The organism is Acinetobacter sp. NEB 394 (genome assembly GCF_013374795.1).
GTDB classification, from domain to species: Bacteria; Pseudomonadota; Gammaproteobacteria; order Pseudomonadales; family Moraxellaceae; genus Acinetobacter; species Acinetobacter johnsonii.
In genome coordinates, this window is record NZ_CP055277.1 from 1637871 (window position 1) to 1660176 (window position 22306).

The 22306-nt window shown below is 41.2% G+C and carries 21 protein-coding genes and 1 pseudogene; 14 read left to right on the top strand and 8 right to left on the bottom strand.

Annotation, left to right across the window (positions count from 1 at the left end; translation table 11 throughout):
- Positions 1-79 precede the first annotated feature (79 nt).
- Positions 80-1063 carry an ion transporter gene (locus HUK62_RS07770; RefSeq protein WP_176537543.1) on the top strand — a complete coding sequence of 328 codons (984 nt, stop codon included), beginning with the start codon at positions 80-82 and terminating at the stop codon, positions 1061-1063.
- 212 nt (positions 1064-1275) lie between these two features.
- Here HUK62_RS07770 and HUK62_RS07775 read toward each other — a convergent pair.
- The 3 genes and pseudogenes from HUK62_RS07775 to HUK62_RS07785 form a co-directional block, all read right to left on the bottom strand.
- A pseudogene (locus HUK62_RS07775) lies at positions 1276-2385 on the bottom strand (MFS transporter); the annotation flags it as partial.
- Between the two features lie 61 nt (positions 2386-2446).
- Positions 2447-3579, bottom strand: a protein-coding gene (locus HUK62_RS07780) for an IS3 family transposase (protein WP_227554019.1) whose coding sequence is annotated in 2 segments (ribosomal slippage) — positions 2447-3327 and positions 3327-3579 — 1134 coding nt in all. Because the reading frame shifts where the segments join, the coding sequence is not laid out codon by codon here.
- 443 nt (positions 3580-4022) lie between these two features.
- Positions 4023-4481 (bottom strand): DUF441 domain-containing protein, encoded by a 459-nt coding sequence (locus HUK62_RS07785; RefSeq protein WP_062032888.1) that lies wholly within the window; start codon positions 4479-4481, stop codon positions 4023-4025.
- A gap of 136 nt (positions 4482-4617) precedes the next feature.
- Here HUK62_RS07785 and HUK62_RS07790 point away from each other — a divergent pair, with 136 nt between their 5' ends.
- Entirely contained in the window at positions 4618-5352 is a 735-nt protein-coding gene (locus HUK62_RS07790) for a pseudouridine synthase (RefSeq protein ID WP_176537544.1), read from the top strand.
- Positions 5353-5362: 10 nt separating this feature from the next.
- Here HUK62_RS07790 and HUK62_RS07795 read toward each other — a convergent pair whose 3' ends face one another.
- The 3 genes from HUK62_RS07795 to HUK62_RS07805 all read right to left on the bottom strand — a co-directional run bounded on the left by HUK62_RS07795 (position 5363) and on the right by HUK62_RS07805 (position 7259).
- Positions 5363-5803 carry a GNAT family N-acetyltransferase gene (locus HUK62_RS07795; RefSeq protein ID WP_004696801.1) on the bottom strand — a complete coding sequence of 147 codons (441 nt, stop codon included), beginning with the start codon at positions 5801-5803 and terminating at the stop codon, positions 5363-5365.
- Between the two features lie 93 nt (positions 5804-5896).
- On the bottom strand, positions 5897-6232 hold the full coding sequence (locus HUK62_RS07800) for a type II toxin-antitoxin system RelB/DinJ family antitoxin (protein ID WP_004696803.1): 336 nt from the start codon (positions 6230-6232) through the stop codon (positions 5897-5899).
- Between the two features lie 112 nt (positions 6233-6344).
- Complete coding sequence (locus HUK62_RS07805; protein ID WP_176537545.1) at positions 6345-7259, bottom strand: pseudouridine synthase; 915 nt, start codon at positions 7257-7259, stop codon at positions 6345-6347.
- Between the two features lie 121 nt (positions 7260-7380).
- On the opposite strand from HUK62_RS07805, the gene tsaE reads away from it, so the two are divergent.
- The 4 genes from tsaE (at position 7381) to hfq (ending at position 11350) form a co-directional block, all read left to right on the top strand.
- Positions 7381-7857 carry a tRNA (adenosine(37)-N6)-threonylcarbamoyltransferase complex ATPase subunit type 1 TsaE gene (gene tsaE, locus HUK62_RS07810; RefSeq protein WP_078388669.1) on the top strand — a complete coding sequence of 159 codons (477 nt, stop codon included), beginning with the start codon at positions 7381-7383 and terminating at the stop codon, positions 7855-7857.
- Complete coding sequence (gene mutL / locus HUK62_RS07815; RefSeq protein ID WP_176537546.1) at positions 7850-9790, top strand: DNA mismatch repair endonuclease MutL; 1941 nt, start codon at positions 7850-7852, stop codon at positions 9788-9790. The genes tsaE and mutL overlap by 8 nt, the downstream gene beginning before the upstream one ends.
- 6 nt (positions 9791-9796) lie before the next feature.
- A complete protein-coding gene (gene miaA / locus HUK62_RS07820) occupies positions 9797-10741 on the top strand; it encodes a tRNA (adenosine(37)-N6)-dimethylallyltransferase MiaA (RefSeq protein ID WP_176537547.1) in 945 nt (314 codons plus the stop codon).
- 93 nt (positions 10742-10834) lie between these two features.
- Positions 10835-11350: an RNA chaperone Hfq gene (gene hfq, locus HUK62_RS07825; protein ID WP_004984873.1), complete on the top strand. Its 516-nt coding sequence runs from the start codon at positions 10835-10837 to the stop codon at positions 11348-11350.
- Positions 11351-11462: 112 nt separating this feature from the next.
- Here the strand turns inward: hfq and HUK62_RS07830 are convergent, their stop codons facing one another.
- Together HUK62_RS07830 and lptD are read right to left on the bottom strand one after the other, a co-directional pair.
- Positions 11463-12767: a peptidylprolyl isomerase gene (locus HUK62_RS07830; RefSeq protein ID WP_176537548.1), complete on the bottom strand. Its 1305-nt coding sequence runs from the start codon at positions 12765-12767 to the stop codon at positions 11463-11465.
- Positions 12767-15226: an LPS assembly protein LptD gene (gene lptD, locus HUK62_RS07835; protein ID WP_176537549.1), complete on the bottom strand. Its 2460-nt coding sequence runs from the start codon at positions 15224-15226 to the stop codon at positions 12767-12769. The genes HUK62_RS07830 and lptD overlap by 1 nt, the downstream gene beginning before the upstream one ends.
- A gap of 121 nt (positions 15227-15347) precedes the next feature.
- Between lptD and HUK62_RS07840 the strand changes: the two genes are divergently transcribed.
- The 8 genes from HUK62_RS07840 to msbA all read left to right on the top strand — a co-directional run bounded on the left by HUK62_RS07840 (position 15348) and on the right by msbA (position 22303).
- A complete protein-coding gene (locus HUK62_RS07840) occupies positions 15348-16364 on the top strand; it encodes a phosphotransferase (protein ID WP_176537550.1) in 1017 nt (338 codons plus the stop codon).
- The gene (gene murU / locus HUK62_RS07845) at positions 16361-17050 is read left to right on the top strand and encodes an N-acetylmuramate alpha-1-phosphate uridylyltransferase MurU (RefSeq protein WP_078388676.1); all 690 of its coding nucleotides are present in this window, start codon (positions 16361-16363) and stop codon (positions 17048-17050) included. The genes HUK62_RS07840 and murU overlap by 4 nt, the downstream gene beginning before the upstream one ends.
- An 84-nt stretch (positions 17051-17134) precedes the next feature.
- Positions 17135-17767 (top strand): 16S rRNA (guanine(527)-N(7))-methyltransferase RsmG, encoded by a 633-nt coding sequence (gene rsmG, locus HUK62_RS07850; RefSeq protein ID WP_176537551.1) that lies wholly within the window; start codon positions 17135-17137, stop codon positions 17765-17767.
- Between the two features lie 24 nt (positions 17768-17791).
- Positions 17792-18574 (top strand): ParA family protein, encoded by a 783-nt coding sequence (locus HUK62_RS07855; protein WP_004696827.1) that lies wholly within the window; start codon positions 17792-17794, stop codon positions 18572-18574.
- Positions 18571-19458, top strand: a complete 888-nt coding sequence (locus tag HUK62_RS07860) for a ParB/RepB/Spo0J family partition protein (RefSeq protein ID WP_176537552.1) — start codon at positions 18571-18573, stop codon at positions 19456-19458. The genes HUK62_RS07855 and HUK62_RS07860 overlap by 4 nt, the downstream gene beginning before the upstream one ends.
- Positions 19459-19494: 36 nt before the next feature.
- A complete protein-coding gene (locus HUK62_RS07865) occupies positions 19495-20145 on the top strand; it encodes a MotA/TolQ/ExbB proton channel family protein (RefSeq protein ID WP_176537553.1) in 651 nt (216 codons plus the stop codon).
- 8 nt (positions 20146-20153) lie between these two features.
- A complete protein-coding gene (locus tag HUK62_RS07870) occupies positions 20154-20576 on the top strand; it encodes a biopolymer transporter ExbD (RefSeq protein WP_004696832.1) in 423 nt (140 codons plus the stop codon).
- Positions 20576-22303 (top strand): lipid A export permease/ATP-binding protein MsbA, encoded by a 1728-nt coding sequence (gene msbA, locus HUK62_RS07875; protein WP_176537554.1) that lies wholly within the window; start codon positions 20576-20578, stop codon positions 22301-22303. Before HUK62_RS07870 ends, msbA begins: the two co-directional genes overlap by 1 nt.
- Positions 22304-22306: the final 3 nt, after the last annotated feature.

Here is a 22306-nt window from a genome sequence, read left to right on the forward strand (position 1 = left end):
GCGCAGAAATTAGTTACTTACATTGCTCCGAACTTCAGTTAAACTGAATTTTAAGGGATAAGAATAACTTAGAATCGTAATGAAATTGACAGCTTGGTACACGCTACGCAAATTTGTTTATAACAATTTGCATAATGAGGATTATGAGACGCCCTTAAGTCGAGGGTTGAACTATTTTCTCATTGCACTGATTATGAGTAATGCTGCTGCGGTCTTGCTGGAATCGGTGCAAAAGTACTATGTGTTGTATCAAGACTTTTTCTATTATTTTGAAATCTTCTCGATCATCGTTTTTAGCGTCGAATATCTCTTACGTTTTTGGTCAATTGCTGAAACTAATAGTTTTGAGTCGGATTGGAAAAACCGTCTAAATTGGGTCAAAAGTGGTGGGGCGATTATCGACCTCTTGGCTATTCTACCTGCCTATTTAAACTTTTTTATTCAGTTCGACTTACGATTCTTAAGAATTGTTCGTCTGCTCCGACTTCTCAAGCTCACCCGCTATTTTGTCTCGCTACAAATTTTATTACGAGTCATCGAGCGCGAAAAAGGCTCATTTCAAGCAGTTATTTTCATCTTAATGATTATGATCATTATGGCGGCTGCAGGGGTGTATTTGATTGAAAGTCAGGCACAACCTGAAGTTTTCAGCTCCATTCCAGCTTCAATGTGGTGGGCCGTAGTCACACTGACCACCGTGGGGTATGGTGATGTGACACCTATTACGCCGCTAGGACGCTTTTTGGGTGCGATTATTACCATCTTAGGGGTAGGTTTAGCGGCATTGCCTGCGGGTATTTTAGCCAATGGTTTAGCCAATGAACTTGAGCAGCGTAAAGAAAAACTTGAACTCAGATTTCGAGAATTAATCCAAAATAGCGATATTGATTTTGTCTTAGAGACAGAAAAAATTGAAGAAGTTCGTAAAGAAGTTGGGCTGACCAAAGAGCAAACACAAGATATTATTTTACAGCTCATTCGTGAACAAAAAGAAGAATCTTTAAGGCAAGAGCGTGAGCAATATGCCTATTGTCCACACTGTGGCAAGAAACTACCTGAATGATTATGCCAGTCAGTTCAGGAGTTTCGTATTTAACTTCTTAATGCGGATGACGTTATCGCGTATCGAATAAAACCTAGAATTTAAAAAAATGCCAGTAAGATTCTTAACGGCTTGATATTAATCTAAATGATGGATTGTAAAAGCGTGCATAACAATACGATTGAATTTTTATGCACGCTTATTGTTTTTAGATAAAAGTCATTTATAGGGGGTTAACAAGTCTGGTTTGCATCGCTTTTACATGCTGATATCGATTTTTTCTCATGCTGAAAAGCCAACAATAAAATCATCAGCCCACCCAAACTTAGTAAAACTCCGACCCAGATTGGAGCTAACCAACCAAAACCTTGGCTAATTAACCAGCCGCCCAGGAAGGCACCAAAAGCATTGGCAATATTAAATGCAGAATGATTCAGCGAAGCGGCTAAGCCTTGTGCATTACCAGCGACATCCATTAAGCGGGTTTGTAGTAAAGGCCCCAAGCCTGCAATACTGAAGCTGACCAAGAAGAGTGCAATGAAAGCAGTGGCAAGGTGATCCATAGACAGGGCACAAAGTACATAAGAGCAGGCATTGGAAACTAAGACCCAAATAATCGCCTTGTTTAAGTTTTTATCGGCAAAGTGTCCTGCGACAACACCACCAATGACCAACCCGAGGCCAATACACGCCAGCGCAAACGGAATGACTTGAATGCTAGCATGCGTGTATTCAGTCAAAATAGGCGATACATAACTATATACAGAGAATAGTCCACCAAATCCAATTGCACCGACAGCAAGCGTGAGCCACATTTGTGTATTTTTAAGTCCACGTAGTTCATTTTGAATGCTGGCTGTGTGATCCAGCTGCATTTTAGGTAGGCCAAAACAAATTGCGACCACAGTCAAAAATGCGATAGATGCAGAAAACTCAAAACCTGCACGCCAACCATACAGTTGACCCAGCCATGTCGCAAAAGGCACACCAATCACGGTCGCGACATTCAGACCCATCATGAGCATGGCGACCGCCGAAGCGCGCTTTTGTTTTCCTGCAAACTCTGCAACCACCAAAGCGGCAATACCAAAGTAAGCGCCGTGAGGGAAACCTGCAATAAAACGTGAGACCAACATAGACTCATAGCTATTTGCGAGTGCTGTACTGGCATTGGCGATACCATAAAACAGCATGAGTCCAATTAAGAGTGTTTTACGCGGAACTTTGGCGGCTAGAATGGCAATCACAGGTGCGCCAATAGTCACGCCTAAAGCATAAGCACTAATAAAATGCCCTGTGACAGGAATACTGAGCTTGAAACTTTGTGAGATCTCTTGGATGAGAGAGGTGGTCCCACTTGTTTGAACAACTAAAAGCTTATTTATAAGTGATATTCTGCTCTAGTTAAGCTACCTTATTTTGTTGTGGTAGCTGGTCATAGTAAAACTCATCTGGAGTCATTTTGTCCAGACTCGAATGAGGTCGTTTCAAATTATAAAACTCAAAATATGCACTCAATTGCTTTTTCGCATCTGTGACACTGCTATAAGCTTTGAGATACACCTCTTCATATTTAACGCTCCGCCATAATCGTTCAACCATCACATTATCAATCCATCGACCTTTACCATCCATACTGATTTGAATGCCATTTGATTTCAATACATCAATAAATGCATCACTGGTGAACTGACTGCCTTGGTCTGTATTAAATATTTCAGGTGATCCATATTTTTCAATTGCTTCATTTAAAGCCGAAATACAAAAATCCACCTCCATACTAATCGATACCCTATGCGCAAGTACCTTGCGGCTATGCCAATCAATCACAGCACATAAATAAACAAAGCCTTTTGCCATAGGGATATACGTTATATCCGTACACCACACTTGATTACTGCGCTGAATAGCCAATCCTTTGAGCAGATATGGATATTTACGGTGAGCTTGATTGGCCTGACTTAGATTTGGTTTACGATATAACGCATTAATGCCCATTTTCTTCATTAAAGTACGTGTATGACGTCGTCCTATATGATGTCCTTGACGATTCAATAAATCACGCATCATACGGCTACCTGCAAAAGGGTATTGCATATGTAACTCATCCATACAGCGCATCAGCTTCAGATCTGATTCACTCACAGGTTTTGGGCGATAGTAATAACAACCACGGGAGACTTTCAGCAGCTTAGCTTGCTTAGATACTGAAATCTGAAGTGAGTCATCGATTAACTTTTGTGGTTGAAGCGGCCCAGTTTCTTCAACACACCTTCTAAAAAATCAATTTCTAATGCCTGCTCACCGATTTTTGCATGTAGTTTTTTTAGATCGATGGGTGGTTCTGTTGGAGCTTTTGATTGATCGAAAGCTTGCGAGGAAGCTGAAATCAGTTGATTTTTCCAGTCAATAATTTGGTTTTGATGAACATCAAATTCAGCACTCAATTCAGCAAGTGTTTTTTCTGCTTTAATCGCAGCAAGTGCTACCTTAGCTTTAAAGTCATTTGAATGATTTCTTCTTGGTCTACGTGTCATAAAATACTCCATATATTGATGTTTATAACATCATTTGGGGAGCAAAATATCACTTATAAGTGTTGTTCAAATTTCCTGATCCACCTCTAAGTCCCATCGCAACGAACTCAGTAGTCCCAATACAAAAACCACCGAGTGCCAATGCCAAAATAATGACAGATAAGTGGCTTGTGGGAGAGATGCTATTTTCTTGAGAGGACATAAATAGAGGAGAAAATGAAAAGTATTATACGTTCTTTATCACATTAAAATTTGGTTGTTCGAAAAAGTTATAAGTGAACTAAGTAAGTATAATATTCATACGAACCCTGAAGATTCTGCACGATGAATATTTATTCATAGTGCTACATTGAGTGATCATTCTATATAAGAAATCAAATTTAAAAGCAGCAAATACAGATTAATCCGACCTAGCTTGAGAATTTGGATTTGTATTCGCTAGGCTAGGGCTGTCCTGTACCAATGATTAGGGTAAGTAAACCAGCCGCAATGAGTGGGCCGACTGGAACGCCACGTAGTAAAGCAACTCCTGCAACGGTTCCGACCAGCAAGCCTGCAACAACATCGGGTTGGTTTGACATCAGTTTTACGCCGCGCCCGCCTAACCATGCAACCAAAACGCCAATGGCGATAGCAAGTAATGATTTGATACTTAAAAAAGATTTAAAAATACTTTCACCGCTAATTCTACCACTTGCAATAGGCACTAAAACTGCAATAGTTAAAATGATGATCCCGATATTTAATCCATGTTGTTGGATGAGTGGGAAGTATTCACTCAGTGGCGTCATCCGTAAAATAATGAGTACTGCCGCAGCAATCGTTACCGCAGAGTTGTGACTGAAAATACCGCAAGCCAGTAGGATCAGGAGGACGATCAGGTTCAAATCTAAGTTCGGCATAGGGAGCGAGACTGGTCAAAAAAACATGTGCATTGTAACGTTTTTTTAGCCACTCTGCCGAATGATCCGAGTCCTTTGATTGATGTTCCTGTATTTCAGTATAAAATGAGCCTTTATTTAAAAATGTGGTGTGCTGATGCTGTTGGAAAAAATGTTGCAGTCGCAAGGATTTGGTTCGCGAAAGCATTGCCAACAGTTGATTAAAAATGCAGCCATTGAAATTGATGGGCAGATCATTACTGACCCTAAATATAAACTCAAATTGGATGCTTTGAACTACAAGGTACATGGCAAGAGCTTTGAATACCGCGAAAAAGTCTATATCGCCTTAAATAAACCTCAAGGCTATGAATGTTCACATCAGGCGACACATCATTTTAGTGTTTTTGATTTGTTTGACGATGTGCTCTTGAATCGTGGCATTCAGTGTGTAGGTCGTCTAGATCAAGACACCACAGGTTTATTGTTACTCACCGATGATGGTCAGTTTTTACAAGCATTGACACACCCTAAAAAACATGTGGCAAAAGTGTATCGGATGCAAACGGCCGACCCCGTTACAGATGAACAAGTTCAACAGCTGGAGCAAGGGGTTGAACTGCGAAATGAAAAAGGGAGTTTTGCTGCAACAGATGTAAAACGCTTAGCTGAATGTGAACTACAAATGACCGTGCATCAGGGGGTATATCATCAAGTGAAACGTATGCTTGCGGCAGTGGGAAATAAAGTTGAGAGTTTGCACCGTCAGCAAATTGGTGCACTCGACTTAACGGGTATACCAGATTTAGGCGAGGGACGTTGGATTTATTTAAATGCCGAACAAGTGGCTTTAGCCAAGACACGCAATGATCTTGAGAGAGAAGGTCTTTAGACGCTGAATGCTATAGAAAGCAATGATAGGTCTTAAATTCATTATCCGCTACAAAGCCCATGGCTTCATATAAGCTGTGGGATTGATAATTATTCTTTTGCGTTTCAAGCGTAATACGAATGGCTTTTTCATGTCGCGCAAATAAAATCGCGGTATCAATCAATTGTTTTGCTGAGCCGTGGCGACGATGCGGTGGAGAAACGTAAACATCATCTAAAATATAATAAGTTGCACAGGCCACAGAAGAAAAACCTAAATACAGCAGAACAAAACCTGTAATCACATCGTCTTTGACATGAATGAAGATGACGCTTTGTTCGTTTTCAAGGCGAAGTTTAAGGAACTTTTGGGAAAGTGCTAAGTTGGAAGATGCACCATAAAATTGGCGATATTCATCAAATAATACAGCAAGTTTTTCTAAGTCTTCTAAAGTGGCACGTCTAACGATCATGTATTACTCCATGCTGTATTTATAATGTTTACATGAAGCATACCTAAGTTTTGAAAGGGATATTTCTAAAATTTGTTTAGAAATGCAACACTGTTAAGTTTTGTCACTTTCTCCCAAAATTGCCGCTAATTCCTCAAAAAGATCAATATGTTCATCGTCTGCAAATAAATCATTGGTTGCAGTTGAGTCTGCACTGGTGATGTGTTCAACCGCTTTTTGTTCTTGCTTGAGTTTACGTAGTTTAATCAGTTGTTCAAGATTGATGTTCTGGTTTTCAATTGAAAAAGGGATGGATTTGGTTAAAACCACTTGTTTGAAGAACAAACGAACGGCTTGCGCAGGCGTAATTCCCAGTTGTTTAAACACCGCAAAAGCTTGTTTCTTTTCTTGGGAATCGAGTCGAATTTGATAGACTTCTGTTTTTCTCATGATTTTTTAAATAATTTGAACGACTTAAGGGTAGAAGTTATTTTAATCAATTCCATTGTAATTTCAATATTCATACAATGGAATTTTAAATTATTTTGTAATGACAAGCAGATTACAATGTCAATTCAAGATTGGAGCTAAACTGCATAAGCTGTTGAGTTATTGGGTCTTTAAATGAAAGATGCTTAGCTAAGAGCTGTAAAGGCTGACTAAAGTCATCGTCGGCTTTATGTACAACTTTAGGATAGAACGGATCATTTTTAATCGGGAGGTCTAAGAAGTTGAGGTGTACACGGAGTTGATGTTGCTTGCCTGTCTCGGGTTTAAGCTCATATTTTGCCCATGTTGTATCATGCTCTAAAAGCAAGATCTCGGTTTCACTGTTCGGTGCTTTGTCTAGGACTTGCATGGTGTAGAATGGTTCACCTTTTTGCATATGTAGTTTTACACTATGTGGAAAGTTGAGTTCGCGGTTAAACGGTGCAATCGCATGATAGATTTTTTGAACCTGTCGATCTGCAAACATTTGCTGATACAAACCTCGACTGTGAATGCATTTGGAAAACATCACTAAGCCAGCGGTTTCACGGTCAAGGCGGTGGATGGGCGTTAAATGCTCAATGCCTGTTTGTTTTTTCAGGCGCACCAATAGGGTTTGTTGAACATATTGCCCCGTTGGACTGATGGTCAAAAAGTGCGGCTTATCCACCACTAAGAAATGATCGTTTGCAAATAAAATGTCATGCTGAAATGGAACTTCAATTTCATACGCTAAAAAGCGGTAATAAAACACATGCTGATTTTCAAGATATGCCGAATCTGTATTGAGTACATTACCTACAGCGTCATAGACCAAGCCATCATGAAAACGTTGCTGCCACTCAGTTGCTTCAATATGCGGAAATTGGTCAGATAAATAAGCCAATACGGTGTGTGGTGCGGGCGTCATTTTAGGTAGGAACACTTTACTTGCGCTCACGCCATTGAGCATAGGAGGGCAAAATTCAGCAGGTTTTATGTTGAGCATGATGTGCAGGCAATATCTAATCGGTTGGCGCAGTTAATTACGAGATATCAAGCTTGTAGCTTGGGCATTTTGTGAGTCCAGTGCTATCATAATTGTTCTTTTTTCACTTGTCGTGAGTATTATGCAGTATTCATTTAATTTAACGCTCAATAATGAACAAGATACCCAAAATTTAGCGCAAATTTTGGCACAGCATTTTACGACGGGTGTGGTGTATTTAATTGGGGATTTGGGGGCAGGTAAAACCACCTTAACGCGTCATTATTTACAGCATTTAGGCCATCAAGGTTCCGTGAAAAGCCCAACTTATACCTTAGTTGAGCCGTATCAAGTTCAAGGACGTGATATTTTCCATTTTGACTTGTATCGTTTAAACGATCCGTATGAACTGGAGTTAATGGGTATCCGTGACTATTTGGAAACGCCCAATGCACTGTTTTTGTTTGAATGGCCGTCTAAAGGGAGCGATGAGATCCCTGAGGCAGACTTAATTATTGATATTCAAAAATCGGAAGATGAACTGACAAGGTCTGCTACCTTAAGTTTCCATTCAGTAGCATTATTACAAGCTTTAGAGAGCCAATTAAACAATGCATGATGATTTAAAGATACGCCGTATTCATACTTTGAATCCTGCTTTAGCCAACCAAATTGCAGCGGGTGAAGTCATTGAGCGTCCAGCGTCTGTGGTCAAAGAGTTACTTGAAAACTCGATTGATGCAGGTGCGACAGAGCTGATTATTCGGGTAGAGCACGGCGGCAGTACTTTAATTGAAATCATGGACAATGGTCGAGGGATTCACGCTGAAGATCTCCCTTTGGCGGTGATGCGACATGCGACCAGTAAAATCCAAACCGCTGAAGATTTACATGCAATTGTCAGTTTAGGCTTTCGCGGAGAGGCTTTGGCTTCTATTGCAGCGGTGTCGCGTTTAACCTTGACCAGTAGTCAAGCGGATGATGGAATTGGCTATCAAGTTGAAGTCAATGGAACTGCATTTGACCGTCAAGAGATTCAGGCTGTAGCTGCACCGAAAGGTACGCATATTCGGGTACAAGATTTATTTTTCAATGTGCCCGCACGTCGAAAATTTCTCAAAAAGCCTGGCACAGAGTTTGGTCATATTGAGGAAATCGTCCGGCGTTTAGCGCTGACGCATTTCGATATTCGTTTTGTGCTTGAACATAATCAAAGCATCAAACTAAACTTGCCGATTGCAGATAGTGGTGAGCTACGTTTTCAGCGCGTACAGCAGTTGCTAGGGCGCGCATTTACTGAAAATGCTTATTGGATGGATGCAGATAGCATCAACATGCGTTTAACAGGTTGGTTGGGACATCCCTCTGATGCGCGGGCTCAGGCTGACTTGCAGTATGTTTATGTGAATGGTCGAATTGTTAAAGATAAAACCATCTCTCATGCGCTGCGTATGGCTTATGATGGTATTTTGCATGGACATCAGCATGCGGGATATTTGCTTTTTCTGGAAGTAGACCCTGAAAATATTGATGTCAATGTACATCCGACCAAACATGAAATTCGCTTTTTGAATCAACGTGAAGTACATGAATTTGTACGTCATTATGCCAAAGAGACTTTATCGCAGTTTCAAACGGCAACCGCAGATTTATCTGATGCAATGAAGGTTGCAGAGAATCAAGCTTTGATGTCTGTGCAGCCTCGCTATCAAGAGCCTTTGCAGTTGCATCGTCGTGTTGAGCCTGCACAAACGGGTGAGCAAGCCCCATTGGATGTGCTTACTGACTTTAGTTCAAATCAACCGCAAGGTATCAACTATTCGGTGCAACCTTCACGCTATCAGGGCTCACAACAGCTCAATAATGCCTTGCAAAGCTATTTAGCTCCTCTGCGTGATACATCATCTGGGGTTGATCAAGCTCAGCCTTTGGCTGATTTTACAGTGCAAAGCCCTAAAGTCGATGAACATCCGTTGGGAATTGCCATTGCACAATTGCATGGTATTTATGTGCTGGCTCAAAATACAGAAGGGCTGATTATTGTTGATATGCATGCAGCGCATGAGCGTATTCTGCTACAGCAAATGAAGTCAGCGTGGGATAAACCAGAGTTTTGGACTTCTCAGCAGTTACTTATTCCCAAAGTGATTAATATCACGCGAATGCAAGCGACACGCGTGGAAGAGCTCAAAGATCAATTGGCGCGTTTAGGTCTTGAAATTGATCAGTATGGCGATGAGCAGGTCATTGTTCGTGGTGTGCCTGCGATTTTACATAAAGCCAACTTTGAAGCGCTGGTACCTGAATTACTGAACGATTTGGATCCAAATGATGAAGCGCAGGGCTTACTGCAAAAACGTGATCAAATTCTAGCGGGTATGGCCTGTCATGGTGCTGTTCGCGCGCATCGCATTTTGGGTCTTTCTGAAATGAATGCTTTGCTTCGTCAAATGGAACAAACTGAATTTTCCAGCCAATGTAACCATGGTCGCCCAACTTGGCGTGCGTTTCCATTGGCTCAACTAGATAAGCTTTTTGCTCGAGGAGAGTAGTTGTACATGTCAACTCAATTGCCGGTCATCAATTTAATGGGGCCAACTGCAAGTGGTAAAACTGCTTTGGCATGTCAGCTCTATGAGGAAGGAAATTTTGAGCTGATATCTGTAGATTCAGCATTGGTCTTTAAAGATATGGATATTGGTACAGCAAAGCCGACCAAAGAGGAGTTGCTGCAATATCCACATCACCTTATCGATATTATTAGCCCATTAGAAGTCTACTCGGCAGCAAACTTTGTTGAAGATGCATGTAGCTTAATTGATGACATGCATGCACGAGGTAAAACCCCGATTTTGGTGGGTGGAACCATGCTCTATTTCAAGGCACTTTTAGAAGGTCTTTCAAGCAATTTACCGAGCGCAGATTATACTGTTCGTGCTGACATAGAAGCCAAAGGTGAAAGTGAGGGGTGGTCTGCGGTCTATGCTGAATTATGTAGCGTGGATCCACTAGCGGGCGAAAAATTTAAAGTGAGTGATAAACAACGGATTATTCGCGCTTTAGAAGTTTACAAATTGACAGGGCAGCCTATTACTAAACTTCAAGCTGAACAACCTAAAAACGTGCCTTATCGCTATAATTTTCATAATTATGCTTTGATGCCAGACCGTGCCGAATTGCACCAAAGAATTGCACAACGCTTGAAAATTATGTGGGACATCGGATTTTTGAATGAAGTGGAAGCACTTATGAAAAAATACGATTTAGATGAAAATTTACCCGCTATGCGCTCAGTTGGGTATCGACAAGCACTCGAATTTTTACAGAAAGGAGATAAAACTGTCGAAAAACAACGAGAAATGGAGGATAAAGCACTTTTTGCGACACGACAACTTGCTAAACGTCAATACACTTGGTTAAGATCTTTGCAAGAGGCACATAAATTTACAACGTATTCTACTATCACGCAGGCACAAGAAGACTTGCGAAACTGCTACGGATAAAGCAAAATTTAGCTACTATCTTTTTTATAATTTTTAATTGAAAAATAAAGATAGTTTTTTGCGCTGATTTTTAAATTTTTTTGGAGTTATAACATGTCTAAAGGTCAAACTTTGCAAGATCCGTTCTTAAATTCTCTCCGTAAAGAACGTATTCCTGTCTCTATCTTCCTTGTAAACGGTATTAAGTTACAAGGTCATATTGAATCTTTCGACCAATATGTTGTTTTATTAAAAAATACAGTAAGCCAAATGGTTTACAAGCATGCAATTTCTACAGTTGTTCCTGCACGTAACCCACGTCCTGCTGGTGCACCTGCTGGTGCTGGTCAACAAGGTAGCTTTGGCGGTCAACAAGGCGGCTTTGGCGGTCAACAAGGCGGCTTCGGCGGTCAACAAGGCGGCTTCGGTGGTCAACAAGGCGGCTTTGGTGGTCAACAAGGTGGCTTCGGTGGTCAAGGTGGCTTCGGTGGTCAAGGTGGTTTCGGTGGTCAAGGTGGCTTCGGTAGTCAAGGTGGCTTCGGTGGTCAAGGTGGCTTCAGTGGCCAATCGACTGGTTTTGATGGCGAATCAAAATTTGAAGACACTCAAGATGACGAAAATAATCGTTAATTGATTGTTAAAAAAGCCTCTCACATGAGAGGCTTTTTTTATGCCAAATTTTTAGTTTTCGTCCAAGCGAAAAAACACCAGCATGAATGCTGGTCTTTTTATGTGTTCAAACTTATGACTTGTTGTTCTTACGGTCTAAGTTAGGATCTTTAATTTCGACATAAGCTCTGTTGCGTGTTTCGCGTAACCAGCTATCAAGCTCTGCATCAAATTGACGCTCACCTAAAATTTGACGTGCCATACGTTCTTGGTATTCAGCAGTCATGTCTTGTTGACGTGTTTCAGTCACTTGAAGAATATGCCAGCCAAACTGAGTTTGAAAAGGTTTACTGGTTTGACCTACCGGTGTATTTTTCATGGTTTCTTCAAACTGAGGAACCATCACACCTGGGCTGACCCAACCCAAACTCCCGCCATCACGTGCTGAACCTGTGTCATTGGAGTAGGTGGAAGCCAAAACGGCAAAGTCTTCACCTTTTTGTACGCGGTTATACAAGCTTTCGATCATTTGTTTAGCATTTTCAGGGCTAACCACTTCAGACGGTTGGATCAAAATATGGCGTGCTTTGTATTGAGGTACAATCGCTTTTTGCTCAGCCCCTTTGCGTTCAACTAATTTTAAAAGATGTACACCATCTCGTACTGTAATTAAATCTGTGGTTTGTCCCACTTGGAGTGGACTCACACGTGCTGCAAGCTCGCTAGGGATGTCAGAAAGTGCTCTAAAGCCCATATCTGCACCTTCAACTTTGGTGCCAGCAGTGCTGAACTTTTTAGCAATTGCAGCGACATCGTTGTCGTTTGCTAGTATTGCTTTAACTTGCTTCGCCACAGCGTCAGCATTGTCACCTGAAATACGCACATGTAGCACATGCACTTGGTTACCGAGTGCTGCTTGACCTTGTGGGGTATTTAAGAAGTTTTTAACGTCTTGGTCTGAAATCTGGATGCGAGAGGTAACGATTTGCTGGCGTAAACGATTGATTGCTAAATCTTCAGCAACGCGACTACGCAAAGAAGCATAGGTTCCGGGTGCCATTTTATCGAGCTTTTGTTGGAATGCTTCTAGGCTTGTGCTACCGGATTGTTTTGCAACATTTAAAACCGCTTCATTCAAGCTTTTTTCATCAGGTTGAATGTTGTAACGCTTCACTTGTTCAAGCTGAGTCTGACGAATAATCAGTTGCTCTAATGCTTGTTGTGCCAAATATTGCTCTGGTGGGACTTGTTTCTTTTGGCTCTCAAGTTGATGTTTGAGCTCAGTCATGCTTGCTTCTAAGTCACTCTTCAAAATGACACTGTTATCGACTACAGCAACAACTTCATCCGACGCATGTACAAAAGTTGGAATAGCGGTTGCGAGAGCTAAAGCCAAAGCACTCGCTTTAAAAAATTGTTTGAACTGTTTTGTCTTCATTAACGGTCTGTCCAAGTCTGATTAATATTGTTAAAGCCTAGAATACGATTTTCTAGTAATGATGAAAGTTTACTGTTGAGTCCGCCTAAGCCTTTAAGTGTAATTTCGGCCATAATTGCACGTTTAGGTTCTACACCTGCAGCATTGACGTCATCCAAGTCGTTATAGTACTCACGACCATAAACGGAGATCCCCCAACAGCAAGACTCGTAATTGACACCAAGGAGGTATTCACGAGCGACATTGTTGTCTAAGTCATATTGAGCGTGGCCCATAATACGCCAGTTGTTATGGATCGGTTGTACAAAAGATGCAACCACTTGGTCGTAATGTTCTTGACGATCTGCAATTTCTTTACGATAGAAATAGCCAACGTTATAGAGGTTGCCCTTATCACCCGTAAAGTAAAGTTGTAAGTCGCGTTGCGCATTATCGCCATTTGCCATCCATGCTGAGTTTGCACCGAGGGTAAAGTTTTGCGAGAGCTGGCTAGATACGCTGACAATCGGACCAGAGTGATTTTCTCTATCAAAGACATCTGCTGTTTGGTCAAGCGTTACGCGACGGTCTTCGAAATAATAGCTTTGACCCACACTGGCTTTTAAGCGCTCTAGACCCACCGTATCAAATAGGCTATAGCTTAAGCCCAGTGATAAGAAGTTATTGTCTTCTAGACGGTCATGGCCATAGAAGCGATTTGCACTAAATAACTGATCATAGTTGATCGATGCTGTTGCAGAGTCAAAGTTTGGTGCGCCATCTTGATTTTTATAGGGTGCGTAGGCATAGAACATGCGTGGACTTAAGGTCTGTAAGAAAGTGCCTTCTTTTTCAAAGGTTAAACCTGCATCAAAAGTCACCTGTGGCACGACATAAGATTTGTCGTTCGATGAGCGGTTGGTGTTGTCAAACTCATTGATAGTGTCTTGATCGTAGAATGTGTTCACATTGCGAATAGAGACTTCTGGAATGGCGAAAGCCCACGGTGTACGGTAGTTATAGCGTACAGAAAAGTCATTATAGACACGGGTGCCGCTTGGTTCAAAGCTATCGTTGGTATCGCCATCGATAGTCCCAAAGTCCTTTTTAAAGTAAGCCGTATCGTTGTTGAACTCGTACTCTAAACCGAGAGCGTTGCCTGCTTTATAGTTGAGTAAGAACTGTGGTAAACGTGCATACGGACGGTCAACGTAGGGTGTAGTTTCGTCTAGTGTTTGGAAGTCTTCAACTTTCAGTTGGGCTTTTAGACCAGGAATTCCATTTTTATAGTTTAACTCCCAAGCACGACGCAGGTTTAAGTCTGTCTTGGTGTTTGGGTTATTGCTTAAGTCAGTAAAGTAGTCTTTGTCTGAAGCATAGTTATATTCAAGGTTGGTTGAGAACTGTTCATTGATTTGCCAGTTATGTAAAAAGTGCAAATCTTTACGGTCTTCATCGTCATATTTTCGGTCAGAAGCTAAGTATCCCCCCCAAATTTGACCTGAACCAAAGTTTTCGGTTAGATAGCGGAACTCACCCTCAAACATTGGGCCGCGGTCGCTGATATAGCGTGGCGTAACAGTCGCGTCGTAGTTAGGTGCTAAGTTGAGATAAACAGGTACTGCAAGCTCGACACCACCATCATTGGTGAAGCCAAAACTTGGTGTCAAAATACCGGTAGTACGACGGTCATCAATCGGGAAGTTGAAATAAGGAACAGCGAGAACAGGTACATCTTTAACATAAAGTTTTGTGCCACGTGTTTCACCACGTCCAGTTTCTTGATTTAACTTAATTTCGTCTGCTTGGATTTTCCACGTTGGCGATTGCTCTGGTGGGCAGGTGCTATAAGTTGCATTTTTTAGCGTGGTGGTCGTTTGCGATTCACGTAGGATTTGGTCGGCCCGCCCATGCGCATGTTGTTCTTCTGAAATATAGAAACTGTTTTTCAGGTCGCCTTGCTGAGTTTTTAGATTGTAATTAATTTGGTCACTTTGCGCTAATAAGCTACTTTGCGCCATTTGCACACGACCTTCAGCATTGGCAAAGGTCTGAGTCTGGTCAATGGTGATTTTATCGGCACGGATTTGACGACCTTCTTGATCAATCAGGACATTGCCTTCAAGAACAGAGTCACCTTGTGGGTTGTAGTGACCATAGTCCGCTGTAATGGTAGATGTCGCATTGGCTGCGTCAGCGGCTTTGGTTTCAGGGCTTACAGGGGTTAGCCATGTGCCTTGGCAATACGCGGAGCTTAAGTAACGACCTTGGCGCTGTTGAGCTTCAGGAGATGACTTATCGACATAGTATTGTTCGAAAAACTTTTGCCCAGGATAGCTTTCTTGTAGTGCTTGTTTTAACGATTGTTGTTCGTCTGAAATAGACGTGGTTGGTGTTGCAGCATAGCTTGTGATTGAGCTACCACAAAGAAGGGTAAATATCGCAGTCGCTAAAGGATTAAATTTAAACTGATGCTTCATGTGTCTCATTTACCAAGTATGCTTAAAACGCAATTAATTATTGTCGCATCATAGAGAAAAAGTTGATAAGTGGCTACACTTAGCACTTTAAAAACTCAGCCTGTATTAGAATTTATCGCAAATGAATACACAACGTGAACAATTGATACAAACATGGATTTCATCTGTACTTGGTTCAGATCAATTTGAAATTAACTTTTTAGCAGGCGATGCAAGTTTCCGTCGTTATGCACGAATCAAGTTGAATAATAAAACATTTATGCTGATGGATGCACCACCAGAAAAAGAAGATTGTGTGCCTTTTGTGACGATTGATGAATTTTTTGATACGAACGGTGTTCGTGTACCACATATTGTGGCGAAAGATTTGGAGCAAGGCTTCTTATTGCTTGAAGATTTTGGTGATGTGCTACTGTCTACACAGCTCGATGACAAGACTGTCGATGCACATTATGCGCAAAGTTTTAAGCAGTTGATTCAATTGCAATCTATTGATGGTGCAGGTCATTTCCCAGCTTATTCTTATGAAAAGTTAATCACCGAAATGTCGCTATTGACAGATTGGTTATTGCCAAGTTTACAGATTCAACCTTCTGATGATGAGTCTGCGTTGATTAAACGTACATTTGCAATTTTAGCCAATGCTGCTTTGGCTCAGCCTCAAGTGATTGTACATCGTGATTTCCATAGTCGTAATCTCATGCTTTTGGTAGATGAGCAAGAGCAAGGCGTAATTGACTTTCAGGATGCTGTGATTGGTGCAGATACTTATGATCTGATCTCAATTACACGTGATGCGTATGTACAGTGGAATCCTGAGCGCGTTTATCATTGGTTTAAAGTGTTTTATGACCTATTGCCAGCTTCTGCCAAAGAAGGGCGTGACTTTGAACAGTTTAAGCAAGACGCTGACCTGATGGCAATTCAACGGCATATTAAAATTTTAGGTATTTTTGTGCGTTTATTTGAACGTGACGGAAAATCAGGTTATCTCAAAGATTTGCCACGTGTGATGTGGTATTTACTTGAAGAAAGCAAACCTTATGCAGAACTACAACCTTTCATGCAATTTATTTGCGATAAAGTGATGCCGAAATTTGAAGCGAAATATGGTAAATATGAGGTTGTTGCAGCATGAAAGCAATGATTTTGGCAGCGGGACTTGGCAACCGCATGCGTCCTTTAACACTTTATAAACCGAAACCTCTGCTTGAAGTTGGTGGTAAACCACTGATCGTTTGGCATATTGAAAAACTCAAGCAAATTGGGGTCACAGAAATTGTGATCAATTCTGCATGGTTGGCCGATGTGTTGATTGGTGCGCTTGGCGATGGTTCACAGTTTGGTGTGACTATTCGTTGGACGCGTGAAGAAGAGGGGCTTGAAACAGCGGGTGGTATTATTAATGCTCTGCCACTGCTGGGGACAGAACCGTTTATTTTAGTGAATGGTGATGTTTGGACCACTTTTGATTTCGAAGCTTTACTTGATGTGCAGTTGGACACCGATTTTGCGCATCTCGTATTTGTACCCAACCCGACACAGCATCCCAAAGGCGACTTTATCTTAAATCAAGGGCGTGCTTATACCTTTGAACAAGAGCAGTCAGGTGAAGCACTGACTTATAGTGGTGTTGCGGTTATTCATCCACAGATGTTTAAGGGCTTGGAAGCAGGTAAGCGTCCATTGGCTCCATTGCTAAAAGAAGCGATGTCTGCTGGAAAAGTTTCTGCTGAGAAAATGCAAGCCGCATGGGTGGATGTTGGCACACCTGAGCGATTAAGTGATCTAGATCTACAGATTCGTCAAGGTATGTACGTTTAAGTGCATAATCACTAAGCGTTAGCTACTGTTCCACGGCTGAGAAATCGGTATACTTCAGTTTAATTTTATTGAGATGTCTTCTTTATGCATCCTTTTTTTCAAGACTTAAAGCAAGGTAGTCAAAAGCTTGGCTTAGATTTGAGTGAAGAAGCATTAAATTTATTGCTGAAGTATCAAGACGCACTTGTGCTGTGGAACAAAGCTTACAATTTAACAGCGATTCGCGATCCTAAAGAAATGCTGGTGAAGCATTTATTAGATAGTTTAAGTATTTTAAAAGATTTGCCGAAAGGTCGTTTGCTGGATATTGGTACAGGCGGTGGTATGCCGGGCATGATTATTGCTCTATGCCAACCTGAGCGCCAATGTGTTTTGCTCGATTCCAATGGGAAAAAAATTCGTTTTTTAAAGCAGTTTATTGCAGACTTAAAATTAACCAATGTAATTGCAGTTCAAACGCGTGTTGAGAATGAAGATAGCATCCATGATTTGGGTCAGTTTGATGTGATTACCAGTCGGGCATTTGCTTCTTTAACCGATTTTATCAATGCATCGAAGCCTTATATGCACCAAGACAGCATTATTGCATCGATGAAAGGCTTAGTTCCGCATGACGAAGTTGAAGCATTCAAAAACGAATTTAGTTGTGAAATTATTGCGTTAAAGGTTCCACGTTTGGACGAACAACGCCACTTACTTTTATTAAAACGTATCTAAAAAATTCAAAGGATTGGGCGGGTCATGGCACAAATTATTGCGATTGCGAACCAAAAAGGTGGTGTAGGTAAAACCACAACCGCAGTAAATTTGGCTGCATCTTTAGCAGTACTTAAAAAGCGTGTTTTATTGGTCGATATGGACTCGCAAGGCAATGCGACCATGGGTTCAGGTATTCAAAAAAATGACCTACTGTATTCAGTGACCGATGTTTTACTGGGTGAAGTACCTATAGAGACTGCGATTACCAAAGCAGAAGTGGGTTATAAGGTCTTAGGTGCAAACCGTGATTTGGCAGGCGTTGAACTTGCGATTGCTGAGCAAGAAGGGCGTGAATTTATTCTGCGTGATGCGTTGCAAGAAATTGAACAAGCATATGATTACATCATTGTGGACTGTGCGCCAAGTTTAAGCTTGATCACGGTTAATGCACTGGCAGCGGTGGATGGTGTGATGATTCCAATGCAGTGTGAATACTATGCTTTGGAAGGTTTGGCAGATTTAACACAGACCATTGATCGTATTCAACAAGCATTAAATCCTGAGTTAAAAATTATTGGTGTTTTACGCACCATGTATGATGCACGTAATGCACTGACGCGTGATGTGTCTGAAGAATTAGAACAATACTTTGGCAAAAAACTCTATGACACCGTCATTCCACGTAATGTGCGTCTAGCTGAAGCACCTGCGCATGGTTTGCCTGTGATTTATTTTGAAAAAAGCTCGAAGGGCGCAGTTGCTTATTTACATTTAGCAGCTGAAATGATTAAGAAAAGCAAAGTGAAAAAAGGAAGTAACGCATGACCGTTAAAAAACGTGGACTGGCAAAAGGTCGTGGTTTAGATGCCTTACTCGGTTCCATTCAAAAAGAGAAATTACAACTTGAAGCACAAGCTCTTGATCACGGTCAGCTAAAACAAATCGATGTGCATCTATTACAACGTGGTGAATATCAACCACGTCGTTTTATTAATGAGCAAGACTTACAAGAGTTAGCGGCATCGATTGAAAAACACGGTGTAATGCAGCCGATTGTGATTCGTCCAATTGATAATGAAAAGCACCCCTATGAAATTATTGCGGGTGAGCGTCGCTGGCGTGCGGCTCAACTTGCTGGCTTAACGCAAGTCCCAGCCATTGTTCGTGATTTAACAGACCAAGTTGCAATTGCACTGGCGTTGATTGAGAACATTCAACGTCAAGACCTCAATCCGATTGATCAGGCGATGGCTTTACAGCGCTTCCATGAAGAGTTTGGTTTAAGTCATCAAGAAATTGCAGACACGGTAGGCAAAGCGCGTACCACAGTGAGTAATTTGCTGCGTTTATTAAGTCTAGCTGAGCAAGTTAAAGACTTTATGCAACAAGGTTTGCTGGACATGGGGCATGCTCGTGCTATTTTGACTTTGAAAGGGAAAGATCAACTGAAAGTCGCAGAATTGGTGATAGAGAAGAGTTTATCTGTTCGCCAAACTGAACAATATGTTCGTGATTTTAATGCACCTAAGCAAGAAAAAGAAAAAACGGAAATTGCGCCTGATATTCAACAGTTGACGCAACGTTTGACGGATCGTTTTAGCGCAAATGTCAAAATTGATCATAATAAACAAGGCAAAGGTAAGCTCACGATTCATTATCATTCACTCGATGAGTTGGATGGTATTTTGAATATTTGTTTGGCTGAATAATTTTATTTTCAATTTATAAATACTTGGGGAAGTGTTATGTGGGAATTGGTAAAAGCAGGGGGGTGGCTCATGCTTCCCCTTGTACTTTGTTCAATCTTTACTGTTGCGATTAGCTTGGAGCGTTTTATTCGCCTGAAAAAATCGACGATTCTACCTAAAGATTTACTTTTGACACCATCACAAAGCATACAAAGCATTTTGCCTAAACTTAAACAGTCTGATTTACAGACGACAACATTAGGGCGAATTTTGGAAGTGGGTTACCAAAGTAAAACTCAAGGTGAACAGTTTGCACGTGCACAGATGGAAGCAACAGCGTCTCAGGAAATTGGCTATCTTGAAAAAAATATTAATTTTCTAGGTACACTCAGTGCTGTTGCTCCGTTGTTAGGCTTATTAGGAACAGTACTTGGTATTATCGAGTCGTTCTTAATGATTGATATTGGTAACAGCAGTAATCCAACACTGATGATTCCAGGGATTTCTAAAGCACTGATTACAACTGCGGCAGGAATGTTCATTGCGATTCCCGCATTATTTGCTTATCGTTATTTTCAGCGTTTGGTTCAAGAGTATGTTGCTGAATTAGAGCAGCAATCGACGTTGTTTCATGCGGCTTTATTTTATAAGCAAACAGAAACTGTGCTTGAAAGCCATGATGATGTTGTTGTGAAACAAGCGAGCTAAGGTGAAGTATGAAATTCAAACGTTCACAAGTTGAAGATGTTCATATTAACCTCACACCAATGATTGATTGCTTATTGTTTATTTTGGTGTTTTTATTGCTGACCACAACATTTAATCAATTTAGCCGTATGAATTTAACCTTGCCCGATGCGCAGGGAGTTCCGCCCAAGACATTTGATCATAAAATTGAAGTTGTTGTTGATTCCACAGGACACTATTCAATCAATGGTCAGTCGATTGCATCGAAAGATGTTTCAGAATTAAATACCGCAATTAAACAGATTTCCAATGACCGTCGTGATCTAATGTTTGTGATTGCAGCGGATGCAAAAGCAACCCATCAGGATGTTATCCGTGTGATGGATGTGGCCGGTCAGTTGGGATTTGTAAATATCAATATTAGTACCAAAGTGCCTTCTCGAGGTTATTAGTGAAACACGATTTAAAAGTTTATCTACGTCTACTGAGCTATTTAAAACCGTATTGGGGCGTAGCGATTCTTGTGGTGGTTGGTTTTGCTATTAATGCGGCGACAGAAGTTTCTGTTGCTAAATTACTTGAAAAAATTATTGAAGCAATTCAACATCGTGATCAAGGCTTTACAACCTTGTTCCCAATTTTAGTTGTTGTTGTGATGTTTTTCCGTGGCCTGGGTTTGTTCATGGGAGGTTATTTTACCGCGGTTATTTCAAGAAACTTGGTTTTTAATATTCGCCAAGAAGTCTTTGCTAAATTATTACGTCTTCCTTCGCAGTATTATCTGGACAATAACAGTGGTCATATCACTGCGAAGATTATGTTTAATGTGGAGCAGCTTACTGCTGCATCTTCAGAATCATTAAAAACTATTGTTCAACAAGGCCTAATCACCATTGCATTGCTGGGTTACCTGATTTATAGCAACTGGCGTTTGACTTTATGTATTTTGATTTTTGCGCCGTTGATTGGCTTACTTATCCGTAAAGCAGCAAAGCGTATGCGTAAGCTTTCTATTCAAGTTCAAGATACCATGGGGGATGTCAACCACGTGGTACAAGAGACGGTCAATGGTCACTTGGTGGTGAAAGGCTTCGGTGGACAGGCTTATGAGCAACAACGCTTTAGAGATACCTCTTTAGAAAACTTACGTCGCGGCCTGAAAATGGTGGTTGTACAACAGCTAAACAGCCCAATTGTACAGTTGATCATGTCCATTGCTTTGAGCATTGTCATGTGGATCGCACTACGCCCAGAGATTTTACAGGATACGAGCGCAGGTCAATTTGTCGCTTACATTACTGCAGCGGGTATGTTGAGTAAGCCAATTAAGGCGTTGACTGATGTGAATGAAAAGATTCAGCGAGGTATGGCCGCAGCGCATTCAGTCTTTGAACTTTTAGATTTGCCTGAAGAAAAAAATACTGGGACTTTAACTCCAGTACTGAAAGGTAATATCGACTTTAAAGATGTGAACTTAGTTTATGTGGATGGTTATCAAGCGCTGTATGATTTTAATTTAAGTGTCAAAGAAGGTGAGACGATTGCTTTAGTAGGGCGTTCTGGTGCTGGTAAAACGTCTCTAGTAAATTTACTAGTGCGTTTTCAAGATACGACCTCGGGCCAAATCCTCTTTGATGGGATCGATATTCACGATATTGAAATCAATAGCCTGCGTACCCAAGTGGCAATGGTCAATCAACAAGTGGTTTTATTTAACCGCACTGTACGTGACAATATTGCCTATGGGCAGCTTGAAAATGCCTCTGATGAAGAGGTAATTGCAGCAGCAAAGGCAGCTTATGCACATGACTTTATTATGGCTTTACCACAAGGCTACAACACCAAGTTGGGGGCACAAGGCCTTAATTTATCGGGTGGTCAACGTCAACGTATAGCCATTGCTCGTGCGATTTTGAAAAATGCGCCTGTGCTGATATTAGATGAAGCTACCAGCGCGCTTGATAATGAATCAGAGTACTTTATCCAGCGTGCTTTCGATGCTGCAATGCGAGATCGGACCACGATTGTCATTGCGCATCGTTTATCCACTATTGAGAATGCAGACCGTATTGTGGTGATGGATAAAGGGCGTATAGTAGAGCAAGGTACACACGCTGAACTTATTGCTAAGCAGGGTGCTTACTATCAGCTACATCAGCGTAATTTTGAGGAAAACTAAGTC

What these genes read in the sequence shown, in the direction of transcription:
- murU (WP_078388676.1), top strand. Translation starts at nt 16,361, where the DNA reads ATGAAAGCAATGATTTTGGCAGCGGGACTTGGCAACCGCATGCGTCCT.
- tsaE (WP_078388669.1), top strand. Translation starts at nt 7,381, where the DNA reads ATGCAGTATTCATTTAATTTAACGCTCAATAATGAACAAGATACCCAA.
- HUK62_RS07790 (WP_176537544.1), top strand. Translation starts at nt 4,618, where the DNA reads ATGCTGTTGGAAAAAATGTTGCAGTCGCAAGGATTTGGTTCGCGAAAG.
- HUK62_RS07855 (WP_004696827.1), top strand. Translation starts at nt 17,792, where the DNA reads ATGGCACAAATTATTGCGATTGCGAACCAAAAAGGTGGTGTAGGTAAA.
- lptD (WP_176537549.1), bottom strand. Translation starts at nt 15,226, where the DNA reads ATGAAGCATCAGTTTAAATTTAATCCTTTAGCGACTGCGATATTTACC.
- mutL (WP_176537546.1), top strand. Translation starts at nt 7,850, where the DNA reads ATGCATGATGATTTAAAGATACGCCGTATTCATACTTTGAATCCTGCT.
- HUK62_RS07805 (WP_176537545.1), bottom strand. Translation starts at nt 7,259, where the DNA reads ATGCTCAACATAAAACCTGCTGAATTTTGCCCTCCTATGCTCAATGGC.
- HUK62_RS07795 (WP_004696801.1), bottom strand. Translation starts at nt 5,803, where the DNA reads ATGATCGTTAGACGTGCCACTTTAGAAGACTTAGAAAAACTTGCTGTA.
- HUK62_RS07800 (WP_004696803.1), bottom strand. Translation starts at nt 6,232, where the DNA reads ATGAGAAAAACAGAAGTCTATCAAATTCGACTCGATTCCCAAGAAAAG.
- miaA (WP_176537547.1), top strand. Translation starts at nt 9,797, where the DNA reads ATGTCAACTCAATTGCCGGTCATCAATTTAATGGGGCCAACTGCAAGT.
- HUK62_RS07865 (WP_176537553.1), top strand. Translation starts at nt 19,495, where the DNA reads ATGTGGGAATTGGTAAAAGCAGGGGGGTGGCTCATGCTTCCCCTTGTA.
- HUK62_RS07860 (WP_176537552.1), top strand. Translation starts at nt 18,571, where the DNA reads ATGACCGTTAAAAAACGTGGACTGGCAAAAGGTCGTGGTTTAGATGCC.
- HUK62_RS07770 (WP_176537543.1), top strand. Translation starts at nt 80, where the DNA reads ATGAAATTGACAGCTTGGTACACGCTACGCAAATTTGTTTATAACAAT.
- HUK62_RS07840 (WP_176537550.1), top strand. Translation starts at nt 15,348, where the DNA reads ATGAATACACAACGTGAACAATTGATACAAACATGGATTTCATCTGTA.
- hfq (WP_004984873.1), top strand. Translation starts at nt 10,835, where the DNA reads ATGTCTAAAGGTCAAACTTTGCAAGATCCGTTCTTAAATTCTCTCCGT.
- HUK62_RS07870 (WP_004696832.1), top strand. Translation starts at nt 20,154, where the DNA reads ATGAAATTCAAACGTTCACAAGTTGAAGATGTTCATATTAACCTCACA.
- rsmG (WP_176537551.1), top strand. Translation starts at nt 17,135, where the DNA reads ATGCATCCTTTTTTTCAAGACTTAAAGCAAGGTAGTCAAAAGCTTGGC.
- HUK62_RS07785 (WP_062032888.1), bottom strand. Translation starts at nt 4,481, where the DNA reads ATGCCGAACTTAGATTTGAACCTGATCGTCCTCCTGATCCTACTGGCT.
- HUK62_RS07830 (WP_176537548.1), bottom strand. Translation starts at nt 12,767, where the DNA reads ATGAAGACAAAACAGTTCAAACAATTTTTTAAAGCGAGTGCTTTGGCT.